The organism is Parasaccharibacter sp. TMW2.1882 (genome assembly GCF_023337635.1).
Taxonomy (GTDB): Bacteria; Pseudomonadota; Alphaproteobacteria; order Acetobacterales; family Acetobacteraceae; genus Bombella; species Bombella apis.
Genome location: NZ_NWUT01000004.1, coordinates 62010 through 79819, shown reverse-complemented (window position 1 = coordinate 79819; position 17810 = coordinate 62010). Strand labels below are relative to the sequence as shown.

At 60.1% G+C, this 17810-nt stretch carries 15 protein-coding genes and 1 tRNA gene; 7 read left to right on the top strand and 9 right to left on the bottom strand.

What is annotated here, in order from left to right:
• Positions 1-50 precede the first annotated feature (50 nt).
• Both CO583_RS09160 and CO583_RS09155 read left to right on the top strand, forming a co-directional pair.
• Positions 51-127, top strand: a tRNA-Met gene (locus CO583_RS09160).
• 298 nt (positions 128-425) lie between these two features.
• The gene (locus CO583_RS09155) at positions 426-1247 is read left to right on the top strand and encodes a hypothetical protein (RefSeq protein ID WP_103791289.1); all 822 of its coding nucleotides are present in this window, start codon (positions 426-428) and stop codon (positions 1245-1247) included.
• A gap of 87 nt (positions 1248-1334) precedes the next feature.
• On the opposite strand, the gene CO583_RS09150 is transcribed toward CO583_RS09155, so the two are convergent.
• The 8 genes from CO583_RS09150 to CO583_RS09115 all read right to left on the bottom strand — a co-directional run bounded on the left by CO583_RS09150 (position 1335) and on the right by CO583_RS09115 (position 10307).
• A complete protein-coding gene (locus CO583_RS09150) occupies positions 1335-1757 on the bottom strand; it encodes an organic hydroperoxide resistance protein (protein WP_043559686.1) in 423 nt (140 codons plus the stop codon).
• Positions 1758-1937: 180 nt separating this feature from the next.
• Positions 1938-4100 (bottom strand): glucans biosynthesis glucosyltransferase MdoH, encoded by a 2163-nt coding sequence (gene mdoH / locus CO583_RS09145; RefSeq protein WP_248630876.1) that lies wholly within the window; start codon positions 4098-4100, stop codon positions 1938-1940.
• Positions 4101-4105: 5 nt separating this feature from the next.
• Positions 4106-5641: a glucan biosynthesis protein gene (locus tag CO583_RS09140; protein WP_154981317.1), complete on the bottom strand. Its 1536-nt coding sequence runs from the start codon at positions 5639-5641 to the stop codon at positions 4106-4108.
• A 122-nt stretch (positions 5642-5763) separates the two neighbouring features.
• A complete protein-coding gene (gene bioD, locus CO583_RS09135; protein ID WP_052349014.1) occupies positions 5764-6453 on the bottom strand; it encodes a dethiobiotin synthase in 690 nt (229 codons plus the stop codon).
• A gap of 5 nt (positions 6454-6458) precedes the next feature.
• On the bottom strand, positions 6459-7238 hold the full coding sequence (locus CO583_RS09130; RefSeq protein WP_248630875.1) for a methyltransferase: 780 nt from the start codon (positions 7236-7238) through the stop codon (positions 6459-6461).
• Positions 7235-7873 (bottom strand): alpha/beta fold hydrolase, encoded by a 639-nt coding sequence (locus CO583_RS09125; protein ID WP_248630874.1) that lies wholly within the window; start codon positions 7871-7873, stop codon positions 7235-7237. The genes CO583_RS09130 and CO583_RS09125 overlap by 4 nt, the downstream gene beginning before the upstream one ends.
• A complete protein-coding gene (locus CO583_RS09120; protein WP_086442222.1) occupies positions 7870-9054 on the bottom strand; it encodes an 8-amino-7-oxononanoate synthase in 1185 nt (394 codons plus the stop codon). Before CO583_RS09120 ends, CO583_RS09125 begins: the two co-directional genes overlap by 4 nt.
• Positions 9051-10307: an adenosylmethionine--8-amino-7-oxononanoate transaminase gene (locus CO583_RS09115; protein ID WP_081562582.1), complete on the bottom strand. Its 1257-nt coding sequence runs from the start codon at positions 10305-10307 to the stop codon at positions 9051-9053. The genes CO583_RS09120 and CO583_RS09115 overlap by 4 nt, the downstream gene beginning before the upstream one ends.
• 242 nt (positions 10308-10549) lie before the next feature.
• Here CO583_RS09115 and CO583_RS09110 point away from each other — a divergent pair, with 242 nt between their 5' ends.
• The 3 genes from CO583_RS09110 (at position 10550) to CO583_RS09100 (ending at position 12247) form a co-directional block, all read left to right on the top strand.
• Positions 10550-11071, top strand: coding sequence for a hypothetical protein (locus tag CO583_RS09110; protein WP_043559746.1), 522 nt, complete (start codon positions 10550-10552; stop codon positions 11069-11071).
• Between the two features lie 28 nt (positions 11072-11099).
• Positions 11100-11621, top strand: coding sequence for a DUF5384 family protein (locus CO583_RS09105; protein ID WP_248630873.1), 522 nt, complete (start codon positions 11100-11102; stop codon positions 11619-11621).
• A gap of 74 nt (positions 11622-11695) precedes the next feature.
• Positions 11696-12247 (top strand): invasion associated locus B family protein, encoded by a 552-nt coding sequence (locus tag CO583_RS09100; protein WP_248630872.1) that lies wholly within the window; start codon positions 11696-11698, stop codon positions 12245-12247.
• Between the two features lie 35 nt (positions 12248-12282).
• On the opposite strand, the gene CO583_RS09095 is transcribed toward CO583_RS09100, so the two are convergent.
• Entirely contained in the window at positions 12283-13767 is a 1485-nt protein-coding gene (locus tag CO583_RS09095; RefSeq protein ID WP_248630871.1) for a YdiU family protein, read from the bottom strand.
• 393 nt (positions 13768-14160) lie between these two features.
• Between CO583_RS09095 and CO583_RS09090 the strand changes: the two genes are divergently transcribed.
• Both CO583_RS09090 and CO583_RS09085 read left to right on the top strand, forming a co-directional pair.
• Positions 14161-16311: a peptidase domain-containing ABC transporter gene (locus CO583_RS09090; RefSeq protein ID WP_043559742.1), complete on the top strand. Its 2151-nt coding sequence runs from the start codon at positions 14161-14163 to the stop codon at positions 16309-16311.
• Complete coding sequence (locus CO583_RS09085) at positions 16308-17798, top strand: HlyD family type I secretion periplasmic adaptor subunit (protein WP_086431839.1); 1491 nt, start codon at positions 16308-16310, stop codon at positions 17796-17798. Before CO583_RS09090 ends, CO583_RS09085 begins: the two co-directional genes overlap by 4 nt.
• The last annotated feature ends 12 nt before the right edge of the window (positions 17799-17810 follow it).

Here is a 17810-nt window from a genome sequence, read left to right as displayed (position 1 = left end):
TCGCCGCCAGGTCCCCTCGCTCACCCACCCCCATAAAAACCACCCACCAACGCGGGGTGGAGCAGCCCGGTAGCTCGTCAGGCTCATAACCTGAAGGTCGTAGGTTCAAATCCTACCCCCGCATCCATACCCACAAAATCAGAAATAAGTTGATACGGAACCATCGGCATACTGCTTGTCAATAGCAGAGCTATATTGTGGGGAAGCGTGCCTGCAGAGCATGCTGTAGACAATGTAAATATAAAATTAAAAACGGTAGTGTTTGTTTTGTGTGTCACTTGTTTTGATTTGACATTAGAAATACACAAATCATATAGTTAAATAAATTAGATGAAATCATGCTTCTTTTAGAAGAAGTATAACATTTACTGATGTAATGATTTGTTATTCATTGCATTTTCTCTAAAATAGGAGATTGCATAGGCATGCGTGGTGTTGTTGTCAAACTTCCGGATAGTGAACCCGGTATTATTGTTGCAGATGGTACGCAATATAACTTTCAAATTGCAGGCTCATGGCAGGGAAGTGTGGCCCCTTCAGTCAATCAGACAGTGGAATTTACGGAAGGGACAGGGGGAGTTGCAACAGATATCACTACCATATCGCGAGAAACCTTGGCTCAAGAACGGTTGCACACTCTTGGGAAGGGGCTCATGGACAAGGGAGAAGGGTTTTCGGATAATCTGAAACCATATGTGAAGCTGCAAATAGAACTTATGACGCTTCCATCTCTTGTAGTAACTGCAGCTATGGAAATTTCTTACTTCTTTTTTTCAGCTTTTTATTTCAATCAAAAGATCCCTTTTGTGAATACTGGATTTTCTGTGACTATTGATCAGCTTCTGGGAGCTGATATAGGCATGAATGGCATAGGATATTCCTTCACATTTCTTCGTGTTGTTGGTCTGTTGGTCATGTTCGTACCTTGGGTCACGCCGTGGTTGTCGTTTCCCAGAAAAAACTTTTTAAATCTCTTACCGTTGCTTGTGGTCTCGTGCCTGCCCTTCCTCATGTATATGAAAGCAAAGTCATTTTTTGAGGATCTGCAGAGCTCTACAAATGGGCTCATGAATGGTTTGGGTGGATTGTTCGGGCAATTTTCTGCCCAGCAAGCGCTCTCAATGCCTGACCCGGGAGTGTTGGCCAGGAAGGTGATATCCCAGATTACGTTTGGATTTGGGTTCTGGGTTACCTTACTGGCAGCAGTGGCGCTTGTCATTACGACATTCAAGAAGAGACCTTCATGATGTCAGCGTGGCTATTGCTACACTACAATGAAGCAATCTCTTAAGACAGAAGGGCAGGGCGCTGGGTCAGCGCCCTGTTCCAACTAATCAGACCAGCGTAACGACCGTCTTGATATTTCCCTTCGTAGCATTGGCGTAGGGGCAGACGAACTCCGTCTTCTTCACCAGCTCAGCGGCTTTCGTCCGGTCCATACCCGGCAGGGACACTTCAATGGCAACTTCCAGCCCGAAACCGCCGTCAGAGCGGGGACCGATGCCGACTGTAGCCTGAACATGCGTGTCCGCAGGAATTTCGATCTTCTCTTCACCAGCAACAAATTTCATGGCACCGAGGAAACAGGCGGAATAACCAGCAGCAAAAAGCTGCTCCGGGTTATTGCCCTTGCCATTGCCACCCATTTCTTTGGGAACACCAAGGTCAACACGGAAGCTGCCGTCTGTGGTCTCTGCAAACCCATCCCGGCCACCGGTTGCGCGTGCCGTGGTTTTGTAAACAACGTTGATGGACATGAACCTACTCCCGCCCCCCCCATGCGAAGGGCCTGTTATGGTGGTTGGTCCCAGCCGGTCCCGTGGGATACCGACTGGAAACCTCTGCCTGTAGAGATGGGCTCTGCGTCGTTATAGACAATGGGGCTGCCCCATAAAAAAATCAGGGCAGCCCCAACTCTTGTTCAAGATGTATAACCGTCAGTGGTGCTGTGGCGCATCTGTAAGGTTGGGTGTGCTGACAGGGAGGTCAGCCAGAATGGCAATGTCATGGCCACAGCTCAGGACAGCAGCCTTCTCCGCTGGTGTCAGCTGTGCCAGAGCGTCTTCCAGAGTCGCACTTTCCTGAAGCTTCAGGGAGCCAGTCAGCAGCGGCACGGAGATGGGGTCTCTTGGCTTCCGAGGGGGAGGCAGTGTCCGCAGGTGGGCATGCCTCAGGGCTGAACTGCTGCGAAGAGCGTGAAAAGCCTCCACAATTACAGGATGTGGGTGATTCCGTTCTTCATGTGCTTTCTGGATGATCGGCGGTGGCGCCGTTTCTTCAGGAATGAGAAGAAGACCAGCTTTACGCATTGCCTGACCAATCCGGCTGCTGCTGGTGAAGCCGACAAGAGGAATGGCCAGCAGCAGGCCGATCAGGACAGGCAGCATCCAGAGGAACAGGGAAAGGGACACGGACCACGCCGCAGCGCTCAGGATGAGGCCGAACAGGCTGTAGAACCAGTATTTTCGCACCGTATCAGCCCAGGGCAGGCTGCCATCGTCACGGTTCTGGGCCTTCCAGCCGGAATCACGGCCCAGCAGGATGGACAGGATGGCCGAGGTCTGGATCAGCATGGCAATCGGGGCAATGAGTGCCCCAATGAGCGTTTCCAGAAGAATGGACCAGCCAAGCCGTACCACACCACCTGCCTGTTCCCGCTCTTTGGGGTCAAGACAGATGGCAAGAAAAGCCAGAGCCTTGGGGGCCAGAAGGACGATCATGGTCTGGATGAAGACCAGCCGGGCCAGAATGGGATCCACGTGCGGCCAATGTGGGTAAAGGCTGCGCTGTGTGCTGAAATATTCTGGATGATAGAAATGTGCCTGCAAGGCAATGAGAATGCCAAAGAGCAGGAACAGCAGCCAGAGTGGTGACATGATGTAAGAACCGATGCCCACCAGCATGTGGGACCGGCTGACCCAGTGCATCCCCCTAGTGAAGAGGATACGGGCGTGCTGAAGGTTCCCCTGGCACCAGCGGCGATCCCGTACGGCAATGTCCGTCAGGGAAGGAGGGCTTTCCTCATAGGAACCACTCAGACCCGGAACCATGTGGATGGCCCAGCCGCCACGGCGCATCAGGGCTGCTTCGATGAAGTCATGGCTCAGAATATGCCCGCCAAAAGGTGGCTTGCCGGGAAGGTGTGGCAGACCGGCCTGCTCGGCAAAGGCCTGCGTACGGATGATGGCATTATGGCCCCAGTAATTACCTTCCGAGCCATGCCACCAGGCAATCCCCTGTGCAATCAGTGGCCCATAAACACGTCCGGCAAACTGCTGCATCCGGGCAAAGAGTGTCTGTCCCCCCACGATGACAGGCAGGCTTTGAATGAGACCAACCTGCTCATGCTGTTCCATGGCGGCTGCCATGCGAACAATCAGTCCACCATCCATCAGGCTGTCTGCATCCAGGGTGAGCATGGCCGGGTAGGCCCCGCCAAAACGGGTGACCCATTCGCCGATATTCCCTGCTTTGCGGTCCGTGTTCTTGAAACGGCGGCGGTAGAACAGGTGCTTGCGGGCGTAATCCTGTTTGTGGAGGTCCAGAATGGCCTGCTCTTCCTGCACCCAGATGTCTGGATCAGTCGTGTCGGAAAGGATGAAGATGTCGAAATGGTCGCCCCGTCCCGTCTCCTGAAGGCTCTTGAGCATGGCCCGGAGATTGGTCATCACCCTCTGGGGCGGCTCATTGTAGGTGGGGAGCAGGATGGCGGTCTTGCCGGACAGTTGCGGCAGTGGGCCGGTGCGGCGGATGCCAAGCCCCAGCCCGCCATGACGCAGCATGGCCCAGAAGCCCCCGAGTGCCGAGGCGCAGGACAGGGAGATCCAGAAGCTGAGGATACTGAACAGCCCCAGCATGATGATCCCTAGCGTGCTTGTCCCCAGGGAGTTGAAGACGGCGTTGATCTTGACCACGCTGTAGCCGGTCAGGAGGAAAGCGGCCCCAAACACGGCCAGGCGCCGCAGCCAGAGCAGCGTCGGGGTCGTAGGGAGCCGCCAGAAGGCCCGGCCATGGCGGTCCGGTGCCTTGTGGAGGTCCTGCACGGGCATGGGCAGGGGAGATTCGGGAGGAAGAAAAGCAGTCTGCTGCGTGTGTTGCATCTCTCTCATGGGGTCCAGCGGTACAGCCATGTCTCGGAAACAGGCCCCTGCATGTTGGCCAGCTGGACCTGAAGCTCGCAGAGTTTCGTCTCCCCAGGGGTCAGCTGGAAGAAGGCCCGGATGCCATTGATGTCCGGATTTGGCATGAGTGTGATGGCTCCGATGCTGCCTGTCGATGTCTGGGCGACAAGGTGATAGGAAGCCGGATCGGAAAGTGTACGGAACGGCTCACCATCAAAATCCAGCACGAACTGGACCCTGTCGGGGTGATCCGTCACGGCACCGACACGGGTATCATGGATGCGGGCCAGATGGGTCGGCCATGGCGTGTCCCAGCCCCAGTACATGCGGTACGTGAAGTTGTAGCTCTGCCCGGCCTTCATGGGGGACTGGGGGCGCCAGAAGGATACGATGTTGTCGTTGACTTCACTGGGAGTAGGAATCTCCACCAGATTGACACTGCCCCTGCCCCAGTTGCCGACAGGCTCCACCCATAAGGAGGGGCGCTTTTCGTAATGCAGGGCGAGGTCTTCATAATCATGGAAGGACCGTTTGCGCTGCATCAGCCCATAGCCATAGGGCCCGGCATCACTGAAGGATGAGAGCTGGAGGTCGGTCGGGTTGGTCAGCGGGCGGTAGATGTTCTGGCCAGCGCCCGTCCATATCTGGAGGGCTTCACTGTCATGGGCGGCAGGTCGCCAGTCATTCACATGCACCCGGTCATTGGCATCGAAATAATACATGCCTGTCAGTGGGGCGATGCCGCCTGCCGAGATGTCCACACGGGGGAAGAAGGTGGACTGGACATCAAAAAGGGTCGTCTCCCCGGGACGGATGGTAAAGCGGAACGCACCGGTCAGGGAGGGGCTGTCCATCAGGGCATGCAGGACGAGGGACTGGCTGCCCGTAGCAGGCTTCTCAAGCCAGAAGGCCCGGAAAACGGGGAATTCCTCACCAGTTGGTGTGCCGGTATCCTTGGCAAAGCCCCGGGCAGACAGGCCGTAATTCTGCCCTTTTGCCACGGCACGGAAATAGGAAGCCCCGAGGAAAACCGCACATTCCTCCATGACATCAGGCCGGTTGAGGGCATAGCGGATGCGCAGGCCGGAGAAACCCTCCCCGGCGCTGATGTTCAGAGAGGAATCCCGGCTGCTGAATGTGTCAGCTGTGCAGGTGATGGGGTGGGCGGCGCCATTTTCGACCTCAAAAACATCAACCTGTTGTTTGTACAGATAGCCACGGGGAAAGAACTGGACATCGAAGGCCAGATGGTCCTGTCCCCAGAGGGTTTTTTCAGGATTGAACTGGATGGACGAAAACTGGTCGAACGTCATGTGGGCCAGAGAGTCAGGCAGGTCCTTCGGTGGTGCATGGTAGCTTCTGCCGGCCAGAGCCTGGGCCAGAGAGCGCACGGTACCGTCATCAAAATGGGTCGGAGCGACGTCGACTGTCTGTGCCCGCAGGCTGCGTCCCCCTGCAAGAGCCAGTCCTGCTCCGAGGCTCATACCTGCTTTTACAAGTTCACGACGATGCAGTTTCATGATGTACTTTCAAAACCCCGCCTGTCCATACAGTCTTGTTCCCTGTCTAACCCGGGATCAAAGGGTGAGGGAATGGTAATTTCAGGGCAGATTACATTAAAAAAATGTAGTCTCAATGCTGATTAAAGGGGACTGTTCAGGTTCCATATTTCCTCCCAGGACGGAAACTGGCCCGTTATCCTGTTGATATCATGGGGCTCTGGTGTACCGGGAATTGCGGGAAGGTGATGGAGAGACCGGGTCCGTCCCAGCCGTTCCAGCGTCTGGCTGTTCTGGGGAGAGGCTGGCCCATTGGTGATGAAGCCGAGGACAGGAATATCACGTCGATACAGGGCTTCCAGGCTGAGCAGCGTGTGGTTGAGCGTCCCCAGCCCGCTGCGTGTGACCAGAATGACGGGCAGGCCCAGTCGGGCGATGAGGTCGATCATCAGCATGGTATCTGTCAGGGGGACCATGAGGCCACCAGCTCCTTCCACGATCAGCGGAGCCTGCGGGACAGCGGGCAGGGTGAGCTGGTCAGGGTCCAGCGTCACACCTTCCAGCAGGCCGGCCGCAGCCGGTGCCAGGGGGGCCTGAAAGGCATGGGCCGGGGGCAGGAAATGCCTGTCCGGCAGGCCGGTCAGACGCTGGACGGTGGGTGTATCCCCTTCTTCTTCAGCCAGACCGGTCTGGAACGGCTTCCAGTATGTGCCCTGCCACGCTTTCGTCAGGATGGCACTGGTGAGAGTCTTGCCAACGCCGGTATCCGTCCCGGTGACGAAAACGCCTTGCGGAGCCGCCTGTGGCAGAGGAGAGGGGGAGGAGAGGAGCATGGTGGTCAGTGTCCTTTCTGGAAGGCGCCGAAGGCGGCCTGATAGGTCACATGGTCGAAATGGCTGTCAAAATGGCGCATGGCCCTGCGCAGGCCTAGGGTCGGCTGATGCCCGTTTTTCGGCAGGGACGCCCCGATCATGCGCAGCCCCTTCAGGAAGTGCCGGGCCGAGGGGCTGGGGTCATGGAGCGGGCAGGCGTCCCATTGGCCATGCCCTCCCGGTGGCCAGTCCTGCTGAAGCTGCGTGAGGGTGGGATAGTCCGGCACGCCACAGGGAATGGCGGCGGCTTCACAGCTTTCCTGCCATTCATGCAGGCTGCCCGCCAGCAGGGTGCTGACCATCAGTCGGCCGCCGGGCCGCAGGAGAGCCACAAGGTCACGGAAGGCTCCGGCCCGGTCCTCGAACCATTGCAGGCAGAGGCTGGAGGTGATGAGGTCGAACCCTCCACCTGTTTCATCCTGTGGCTGGGGATGTTCCCCATCCATGACATAAAGATGCACGGTTGCGGGCAGAGGAGCCAGAGTCCGGCGGACCCTGTCCAGCATGGCAGGGGCCAGGTCGGTCAGGTGAAGTTCCGCCTGCGGGAAAGCGGTCACCAGCTCACGGCTCAGCAGGCCGGTTCCGCAGCCGAATTCCAGAATCCGGCGGGGCGGGTGCAGGAGATGGCTCTGGCGGATGCGCCCGGTCAGCATCCGGGCGCATTGTTTCTGGATGAAGGCCGCCTGTTCATAATCGTGGGCGGCATCAAAGCGGGCGGCAATGTCGGTCTTGCGGTGGGATGTCATGCCGGAGGGGTGTCCCTGATGATGCGCCTGAGAAGGATGGCGCAGTCCTGCGGGTGCGTGAGGGGCAGAAGATGCCCGCCGGGCAGGCTGATGCCATTGGCTGCGGGACCCAGCCCGTTTCTGGCAGGAGAGAGCGGGTCATCCGGGCTGTGCAGGCTGTGGAGACGCCCTTCCCAGCGGGGCAGGAGGGGGCGGTGGTCCATCCCGGCCAGTGCGGCAAGACCGGTTTTCAGGGCTTCATGGTCCAGCGTGGTGGGGAGAACGGGGTCGGTCTCTCCGCACATCTGGCGGAACTGGTGCAGGACATCCCGTGGCTGACGGTCCAGCTGCCGGATCATGCGGTGAAGGATGCGTTCCGGCACACCGTCCGGGAAATCCCCGTCTCTGGTGAAGCGGGCAAAGCCGTTGATGCTGATGAGGCCAAGGCAGTGCGGTGCTTCCAGGGCCAGCAGGGAACAGGCCCCGGCGGAATGGCCCACGGCCCAGAAGGGAGTTTCCGGCAGGTCTGGCCGTGTCGCCGCTCCGAAATAGCCCGCATCAGCACAGACATGCCGGAATTCCGGCAGATGCTGCCGCAGTGGTGTCCAGAAGCTGGCATCATAGCCCCAGCCATGCAGGAAAAGGAGCGTCATCATCGGGGCGTCACACTCCGCAGGCTGTCCAGCAGGGCGTCGCCGAGCTGGTCTATGGTGGTGGCGGAAAGGCGGCTTTCCAGAGCGATCCGCAGGCGGGCCGTGCCGGGCGGGACGGTGGGCGGACGAATGGCAATGCTGAGGAATCCTTTTTCCTCCAGAGAGCGGGCGACATGCAGGGCCGTTTCACTGTCTCCGATCATGACCGGAATGATCTGTGTGCTGGAGGGGCCTGTCTTCCACCCTGCATCATTCAGTCGCTGGCGCAGACGGCTGGCCTGATGCTGGAGATGCAGGCGTTCAGCCTCCAGTGAAGGGACGATCTCAAGGGCGGCATCCAGTGCCCCGAGGCAGGCAGGGGGCAGGGCCGTGCTGTAAATGAAGCCGGAGGCCTGATTGACCAGATAGTCGCAGAGGGCCCGACTTCCCGTCACGAAGGCTCCCATTCCACCCAGGGCCTTGCTGGCCGTGCTCATGGTGATGTCCGCCAGCCCGCTGGACAGGCCGCACCCACCCGGCCCCAGAACGGCGGTGGCATGGGCTTCATCAACGTAAAGGAAGGCCCCGTGACGGTCTGCCAGTGCCCGCAGGGCGGGGATGTCGGCCCGGTCTCCATCCATGGAGAAGACAGTCTCGGTGATGACGAATTTCAGGCCCTTCTGGTCGGCATGGCGGTCCAGCAGGGTTTCCAGATGGGCAAGATCGTTATGATGGAAGCGCACCTGCCGCAGCCCGGCCGCCAGACAGCCATGATGCAGGCTGGCATGGTTCAGGCGGTCCATGAAGAGGATGGCCGGATGGCCCGTCTGCTGGCGGGACAGGTGGTTGAGGGCGGGGAGCAGGGACGCATTGGCCTGCCATCCGCTGGCGAACAGCAGGGCCGCCTCGCTTTTCTTGAAGCGGGCCAGTTTTTCTTCCAGCTGCGTGTGCAGGGGCAGGGTACCGCTGACAAGGCGGGAGGCCCGTGCGCCCGTGCCGTACCGTTCCGCCCAGTCCGCCGCCCTCTGGCGCAGCAGGGGATGGTCCGCAAGGCCGAGATAGTCGTTGGAGGTGACATCAACCAGCTTCCGGCCCTGACGGAGCAGAGAGCCGCCCTGCCGTTCCACGGGGACAAGATGGCGGCGGGTATGCTGGCGGTCCCGCTCATGCAGGGCTGCCTGAAGGGCGGACTGGAGGGTGTTCATCCCAGATGGTCCTTCAGGACATGATGGATGCTGCCGGTCAGTCTGCTCAGCTCATCGGGCGTGATGGTGAAGGCGGGCGTGAGATAGACGATGCGCCGGAAGGGACGGACCCAGACGCCCTTTTCGATGAAGGCCCGCTTGAGGGCCTCCGGGTCATCCAGCGTTTCCAGCTCCACGACACCGATGGCACCCAGAACACGGACATCCCTGACGCCGGGCAGGGAGCGGCAGGGTTCCAGCTCTGCTGCCATCTGGGCACTGATGGAGCGGACCTGTTCCAGCCGTGGCTCCTGATCGAACAGGTCCAGCGAGGCATTGGCCACGGCACAGGCCAGTGGATTGGCCATGAAGGTCGGGCCATGCATGAGGGCATGGAGCGGATCATCCGAGAGGAAGGCCTCGAACACGTGTTTCCGGGCAATGGTGGCGGCGAGGGGCATGGTGCCGCCTGTCAGGGCCTTGGACAGGGTGATGATGTCCGGCGTGATCCCGGCCTGTTCGCAGGCGAAAAATGTCCCCGTCCGGCCGAACCCGGTGAAGATTTCATCAATGATGAGCAGGATGCCGTGGTCATCGCAGAGACGGCGGAGATGACGGAGGGTTTCCGGCCCGTGGAAGAGCATCCCGCCTGCCCCCTGCACGAGGGGTTCGGTGATGATGGCGGCGATCTCGTGGCTCCGCTCGGAGAGAAGGGTTTCCAGTGCCGCCAGCGTCCCGGGCGTGGTGGGGAGGTCGGCAATGATCTGCGGTGTCAGGGCCTCTCCGAACAGGCGGTGCATCCCTTCTTCCGGGTCGCAGACGGCCATCATGGCCAGCGTGTCCCCATGATACCCGCCCCGGAAGGAGAGGAGCCTGTGCCGCCCTTCCCGCCCCTGGTTGAGCTGGTACTGGATGGCCATCTTGGCTGCCACCTCCATCGCCACGGACCCTGAATCGGTGAAGAAGACCCGCTCCAGATCGCCGGGCAGCCGGTCTGACAGACGCCGGGCCAGTGTCATGGCGGGCTGGTGGACCATCCCGCCGAACATGACATGCGGCATCGTTTCTGCCTGCCGGACGAGGGCCTGCCGGATATGGGGATGGTTGTAGCCGTGGCAGGCCGTCCACCATGAGGCGATGCCATCAACAAGCGTCCGTCCATCCGCAAGGGTGATGGTGCTGCCGGAGGTGGCGGCAGCCTCCACCGGCATGGGGGCGGTCTGCATCTGGCTGTAGGGCAGCCAGAGATGGGGGAGGGTGCTGGCAGTGGTCATGGGGCTGGGTCCGTCTGACAGTCAGGGAAACATGAACTGGTTCACTATCGGACCGGTGATGTCCCGTAAAGGTGGAAGAATTTTGCACGAATCCGGCTTGACGATGGGGTTCCTGTTTCTGGAAAAAGGGATGGTTGGCCTTCCCGGGTGGTGCTGCCTGGAGGGATGTTCCTGTAATGGAAGGCTTTTTTCATGGCCCTGTCTGTATTCTGTGGTGGGCTGTTCTGGAGAGTGGAGAGACCATGTTGAAAACCCGTGGCCTGATGGCTGTCATGATCGTACCTTTTCTGGCTCTGGGTGCCTGTGTGACGCCGGGACAGGAGTCACGGCCGGATGTCTATGACCAGTCCCAGGTCAATACCGTGCAGCGGGGCCGTGCCGTGCAGATCATTTCCGTGTCTGCTGCCCGTGTGAACGTGGACAATTCCCGTAACCGCGATACGGCGAAGATTGTCGGTGGCATTCTGGGGGCAGCTCTTGGCAGTGGTCTGGCCGTTGGTGCTGGTCATGCTGGCTGGGGCGGTGGTCTGGCTGCTGGTGCCGGTGGTGCCCTGGGGGGATCCCTTGTGGGTGGGCAGGCTGTGGGTGGTCATACGCTTGTTGATGGTGTGACGATTGCTTACCAGGACCGGGCTGGCGGGGATGTCCTGCTCTCCACACAGGTGGGCCGGACTTGCGAATACCGGCCCGGTACGGCACTGCTGGTGTCAACGGGTGAGAATGGGACCCGTGTCCAGCCCAATGCGGCCTGCCCGAAGCGTTGAGGCAGAGTCTTTCCCGGAGGAGGATGGAATGATGCGTTCAGGTGGATGGAATCGTATGTTGCTGGCTCTGGTTCTGGCAGCTCCCTGGGAGATGGGGGGTGCCGCCCTTGCACAGGCGACAGACCCTGCCCAGCTCGAGACACTTGGGCGCATCCAGGACAGTCAGGACCAGCGCCGTCTGGCGTTGGAGGCCGCCCAGCAGCAGGCTGCCCGGGCGGCGCAGCAGAGGCAGGAAAGGTTGCGGCGGCAGGCAGCGGACAGTGCCGCCCGCATTGCGGCTGCCCGCAATTCCCGCAGTGATGCGGAATGGCAGGATGACCGGCGTTACAAGGAGGCCAGCCGTGAGCTTGAGCTGAAGGAAGAGCAGCTCAAGCTGAAGATGCTGGAGACCAGGGCCAGCCGGGAGGATGACGTCATCAAGGCCGATCTCGCCCGGAAACAGGCCGAGACGGACCGTGTGATCCAGACCTCGCAGGGCGATGCCAAACTGAAGGCGGATGTGGGCACGGCCGCCCGGATGGCGCAGCGGCATTGGTGGGAAAGCAACTGACAGGCTGGTGACCAGCAGGGTCCTATGGTCTATAAGGCCGGACGACTGAAATGGCTCGGGACGGAAAAAAGACCATGGCAAAAGGTGGTGTGGCGGTGCGACTGTTGGGGGGGCTCTGGGGCTGTGTGCTTCTGTCGGGGGTGTCCGCCTATGCGGCGTCCAGCCTGCCCAACGGGGCCAGCTCCCTGCGGGAGCGTTATCAGGACTGGGATGTGGCCTGCCTGGCACCTGATGATGGGGCAGGGGGGGATGGTCATGTTCAGTGCGCCATGCAGCAGCAGGCGCTGGAGCCCCGGTCCCACAGGCGGGTCATGAGCATCCGTCTTGAGACTGACGGAACGCAGGTGCGTGGTGTGGCTACGGTGCCCTTCGGGCTGGACCTGGTTCGTGGCCTGACACTGACCAACGCCTCCCAGCCTGTAGGGGATGTCTATTCCTTTTCCACCTGCCTGCCGGCAGGGTGCCTTGTTCCCCTGAGCTTTGATGACCAGCAATGGGCCAGCCTGCTGAAAGAGCCGAAGGCCGTTTTCACGGCCATGACGTTTTCCGGCAAGCCGATGAAGCTCTTTTTCTCGACGAAAGGGCTGGATCAGGCCCTTCAGCGTGTCCGCAGCCTGACGCAGTGAAAAGAGCTTTCCCCGCCTGACAGTGGCGGGGAGTGTCATGTCCCGCAGAATGTGTGGTGGACTTCCTCCTCTGGCCGGGGGGCAGCATCCAGCCCGTCATCGGCCTCGGCAAAAGGGGTCTTCAGGGCTTCATGAAGTTTGTGGAACAGCCGGTAATCGCCCGTCATGGCCTGTGACAGTGCCGCTTCAACCTGATGGTTGCGGGGGATGATGCGGGGGTTCGTGCCCTGCATGGTTTTCTGGCGGAGTTCTGGCGGGCGCGTTTCCAGCGTCAGGCGATGAAGGATTTCTGTCCGGCACAGGTCGAAATGGCCCCTGTTGCCGGGGAACAGGTCCCGCAGGGCTGAATAATCCCCGTCGATGGCGACTTCCGGGGAGCCCATCATGCGGAAGGTGTTCGTAAAATCGGCCTGCCCGGTATGCATGGTTTCCAGAACATGCTCCAGCAGGCGGATGTCATGGTCATCCCGTGTTTCCAGTCCCAGCTTGCGCCGGAAACCTGCCAGCCAGTGATGGTGGAACAGCCCGTCATAATCATGCAGGGCTTCCTGCGCCTGGTCGATGGCCCTGTCCTCATCGTCATCAAAGAGTGGAAACAGGCATTCTGCCAGACGGCTGAGATTCCACAGGGCTAGGGCGGGCTGCCGGCCATAGGCATAGCGGCCATCCCTGTCGATGAAGCTGAAGCGTTTCATGGGATCGAACCGGTCCATGAAGGCGCAGGGGCCATAATCCAGCGTTTCCCCGGAGAGGGCGCAGTTGTCAGTGTTCATGACACCGTGGATGAAGCCGGCCTCCATCCATCGTGCCACAAGCTGGGCCTGCTGTTTTATGGCGGTTTTCAGCAGCGCCAGATAACGGCCCGGCCCTTCCGCAGCGAGGTCGGGGAACAGGCGCTGGATGGTGAAATCCGCCAGCTGGCGGACATGCTCCAGCCTGCCATGCGCCGCAGCATATTGAAAACTGCCGACCCGGACATGGCTGCGGGCCACCCGTACGATCTGGGCACCGGGCACGGGGCCCTCGCTCCGGTCTACCATGTCACCGGTCGTCAATACGGCCAGTGCTCTTGTGGTAGGAATCCCGAGAGCATGCATGGCTTCACTCACCAGATATTCCCGCAAGGCGGGCCCCAGCGTGTTCTGGCCATCACCGCTGCGGGAGAAGGGCGTCGGGCCTGTTCCTTTTATCTGGAGCTCCACCAGACAGCCATCTTCCATCTGGCAGTCGGCAATGAGGGCGGCCCGGCCATCACCCAGAGAGGGAACGAACTGGCCGAACTGGTGTCCGGCATAGGCCATCGCCACAGGCCCTAGTGACGTGTCATCCCGGCCTGGCAGCAGCCCGCGGGAGAGAAAGGCCAGCCCTTCGGCAGAGTGCAGCCAGTCCACATCAAGGCCGAGCTGTTGTGCCAGGTCCGTATTCAGGGCAACGAGGCGGGGGGCTGTGGCAACAGGCAGGGTGAGGGGGCGGTAAAAGAAATCCGGCAGGGATGCCGCCTGGTGCGGAGGTGTCAGCATGGAGGGGCCTTCTGCTGTTGGGCAAGAGGGAGGCCATGGTGGCCCCGTTCAGTGCCTTCCAGATGGGGAGCTGGCTGGGAGAATGGAAGGGGAGAGAGGGAGGCACCACAAGATGAGCAAAAAGTAACAGCAAATCATATTGTGCCCTTGCTTGTGGCCTGTAACTGCCTATAGATTTCCGTCTGGCATGATGTGAGTGGGGTATCAGGCAGCAGAACGCCTGATGCGGGTGAAGAGACAAGGTAAGGATATTCTGTGGAGAACCAGCCTCCAACTGGCGAACAGTCTTCCGGGCAGGAAGCTGGAGGCCACAAGTCCAATACCCATGGGCCAGACCATGGCAATGCCAGGCCACAGCGTGTGAGCCCGGTCTATATTCGTCTGCGGGCCGTCATGGCAGCGGCGCGGTATCATGGTATCGAGCTGGATATACACGACTTTGCCGCAGAGCCTGGGGAGTCGTCTCCGTCGCCTGCAACCCTTGTCCGTTGGCTCAGGGATTTTGGGGCCGTGGCCAAGGGGATGCGCCTGCGGTGGCGGTATCTCGTAAAGCTGGGCTTCACGCCGCCTGTCGTGCTTCTGTTCAGGGATGGGTCTGCTGGCCTGCTGGTCCGTACGGACCCTGAGAAGGGTATTGTCTGGCTGCGGGACCCCCTCAAGGGCGAGGGAGAGCCACCTGTTCCGATTGATGAGCTGAGGCTGATGCAGCTCTGGACGGGTGATGTCGTCCTCATCAAGAAACGCAGCGATGAATCCGAGGCGGACGCCAATTTCGACTTCTACTGGTTCGCCAAAATGGTCATGCGGGAGAAGAAGGGCCTGCGGGACATCGTCTTCTCCTCCATGGTGCTGAGCGTTCTGGGACTGTTCCCGGCCATGATTGTCATGCAGGTGGTGGACCGGGTCATCAACTATCACTCCATGGCGACCCTGGTCTCCCTGACGGGTTTTGTCGTCATTCTAAGCCTGTACGAAGTGCTGCTGACTTACGCCCGGCAGGAATTGACACTGGTGGTCAGTACCCGGCTGGATGCCCGTATCTCCCTCCATGCCTTCAACCGCCTTCTTGCCCTGCCGCTGGAGTTCTATGAGCGCCAGCAGGCTGGTGAGGTGCTGGGGCGCTTCAACTCCATCTTCAAGGTACGTGACTTCATGACCGGGCAGGTGCTGAACACCATGCTCGACATGTTCATGCTGATGGTTGTCATGCCGGTGCTGTTCTACATGAGCTCCACCCTGGCCTGGCTGACACTCGTTGCCGCCGGGGCCATCGGTCTGATCGTGGTCATCATGCTGCCTGTGGTCAGCCGCGTGGCGGGCAAGATGGTCCGGGCGGAGATGCAGCGGGGAGCCACACTGTATGAGACCGTGGCCGGTATCCGTACCGTCAAGACCCTGGCGCTGGAAAATACCCGGCGGGCAGCGTGGGACAATCGCACGGCCGTTGTCATCCACTGGCGTCTGGCGTCCCAGCGTCTGGCCAACTGGGTCAGCACGATGGTGCAGCCGCTCAACATGTTCATCAACCGGGGGATCATCCTGGTTGGTGCCTATCTGGTGCTGACGGACGCCAACACCATGCAGGGCGGTGCGCTCATGGCCTTCATGATGCTGGGTGGCCGTGTGGCTTCGCCGCTGGTCGGTCTGGCCAAGATCATGGAGTCCCTCAATGAAGTGACCGTGTCTCTGGGGGAAGCTGGCGAGGTGCTCAATCAGCCAACGGAAACCTACGCCCTGACCCACGGCATGCGTCCGCCCATCAAGGGAGCGCTGAGCTTCAGCAACATCAATTTCACCTATCCCGGAGCTTCGACCAGGGCCTTGTCGAACGTGACGTTCGAGGTTCCTGCCGGGACCATGCTCGGCCTTGTCGGGCGTTCCGGGTCTGGTAAATCAACCATCACCCGTCTTCTTCAGGGGGTCAGCCGGGAATATCAGGGTTACCTGCGTCTTGATGGTGTCGACCTGCGTGAGATCAACCTCCATTACCTGCGGCGGTCTTTTGGTGTGGTCCTTCAGGACAACTTCCTCTTCCGGGGCACCATTCATGACAACATCACCGCCGGGCGCCCGGGTCTGACACTGGATGATGTGATCCGGGCGGCCCGTCTGGCTGGTGCGGAGGAATTCATCGAGCGTATGCCCGCTGGGTATGAGACGTGGATCGAGGAAGGATCGACCAACATTTCCGGTGGCCAGCGGCAGCGTCTGGCCATTGCCCGTGCCGTGATCTCCGACCCCAAACTCATGATTCTTGATGAGGCAACATCTGCGCTGGACCCGGAATCCGAGGCCCTCGTCAATGCCAACCTGAAGAATCTGGCCAAGGGGCGGACCATGGTGATCGTGTCGCACCGTCTGTCCTCGCTGGTGGATTGTGACCAGATTGCCGTGATGGATCAGGGGCGGGCCATTGATATTGCTCCGCATGAGGTCCTGCTGGAACGCTGCGACGTGTACCGTACCTTGTGGCTCCAGCAGAACCGGCATCTTTCGCAGGGTGCACAGGCAGGTGATGGTCCGTCTTCAGGAGGGCAGGAATGATGAGCGAGAGCAGGCATACCGGGTCTGGCCCCGCACAGGAGACAGAGCAGCAGGCTGCCCCCAACATGGATGAGGACAACCACAAGGGGCCACGCAAGGCGGATGATCCGTTTGCCCCGGAGGACATGCCCATAGCCCTGCTGGAGTTCCATTCTCCTACGCTGGGGATGGTCAATCTGCCCATGACGGCCTCGGCACGCTACATCACGTGGCTTGTGGGGTCGCTGGTGCTGGCCAGCGTGGCGGCCATGGCGCTGTTCCCGCTCAACAAGGTCGTGACTGTCACGGGGCGGATCATCTCGACCGCTCCCATCGTGGTGGTACAGCCTGTGGCCCAGGGGCGTGTCAGATCGATCAATGCCCGGGTTGGCGAATATGTCCATAAAGGTCAGGTTCTGGCCCGTCTGGATCCGACACTGAGCAATGTGGACATGGAGAATCTCTCCGCCCAGATGCAGTCCCTTCAGGCGGAAGTGTCCCGGCTCAAGGCGCAGGCCTCCGATGGGGACTATCAGGCAGACATGAACGTGCCAGCCTCCATCCAGCAGGCGCAGGTCTTCATGCAGATGAAGGTGGATTATCAGTCCCACGTTGCGGATTTTGACCGTCGCATCGCCGGAATGCAGAACGACCTTCAGGCGGCCAGGGCCAGTGCGGCCATGTATGCCAGCAAGCTGAAGGTCACGCAGGCCGTGCTGGACATGCGGGAACGGGAGCAGAAAGAAGCCGTGGGGTCCCGTCTTTCCACCCTCGGGGCACAGGACGCCGTGATGGATACGGAGCGGGCGCTGATCTCTGCCCAGCAAACGGCTGGTGCTACGGAAAACCGTCTGAGCGCCCTCAGGGCCTTGCGGGAAAGCTATATCCAGTCATGGAAGACGAAGATCTATGAAATGCTTGTGGTTGGCGAGCGGCGGCTGGATCAGCTGAGGAGTGACTACCGCAAAGGGCGTGTCCAGCAGAAGGAAATCGATCTGCGGGCCCCACAGGATGGTGTCGTGCTGACCATAGCCCCCATTTCTGTCGGAGCGACGGTGGAACCCACCCTGCGGGTGATGACGCTGGAGCCGACCGACAGCGGGCTGGAGGTGGAGGCTCTCATGAGCCCGCAGGACAGCGCCTACGTACGGCAGGGCCATCATGCCATCATCAAGTTTGCCAGCTTCCCTTATGTCCAGTATGGCGGGGCGAAGGGTACGGTCAGCATCATCAGTGCCGATACGTTCCTGCCACCTGAAATGGTCGAGGGGAACATCAGGGCCGGGATTGATCCTTCTGCCATGATGAAACAGGGTGATTCTGTCATTTTCTATCGTGTCCGGCTAAGAATTGACAAATATACCCTTCATGGTCAGCCTTCTTTCTTCCATCCCAGTGCGGGTATGCCAGTGACGGCCGATATTGATGTCGGCAAGCGGACGATCCTGAAATATCTGTTCAGTCGCGTTGTACCCGCAGCAACAGAGGGTATGAGAGAGCCCTCTTAAAGGCGGAGGTTG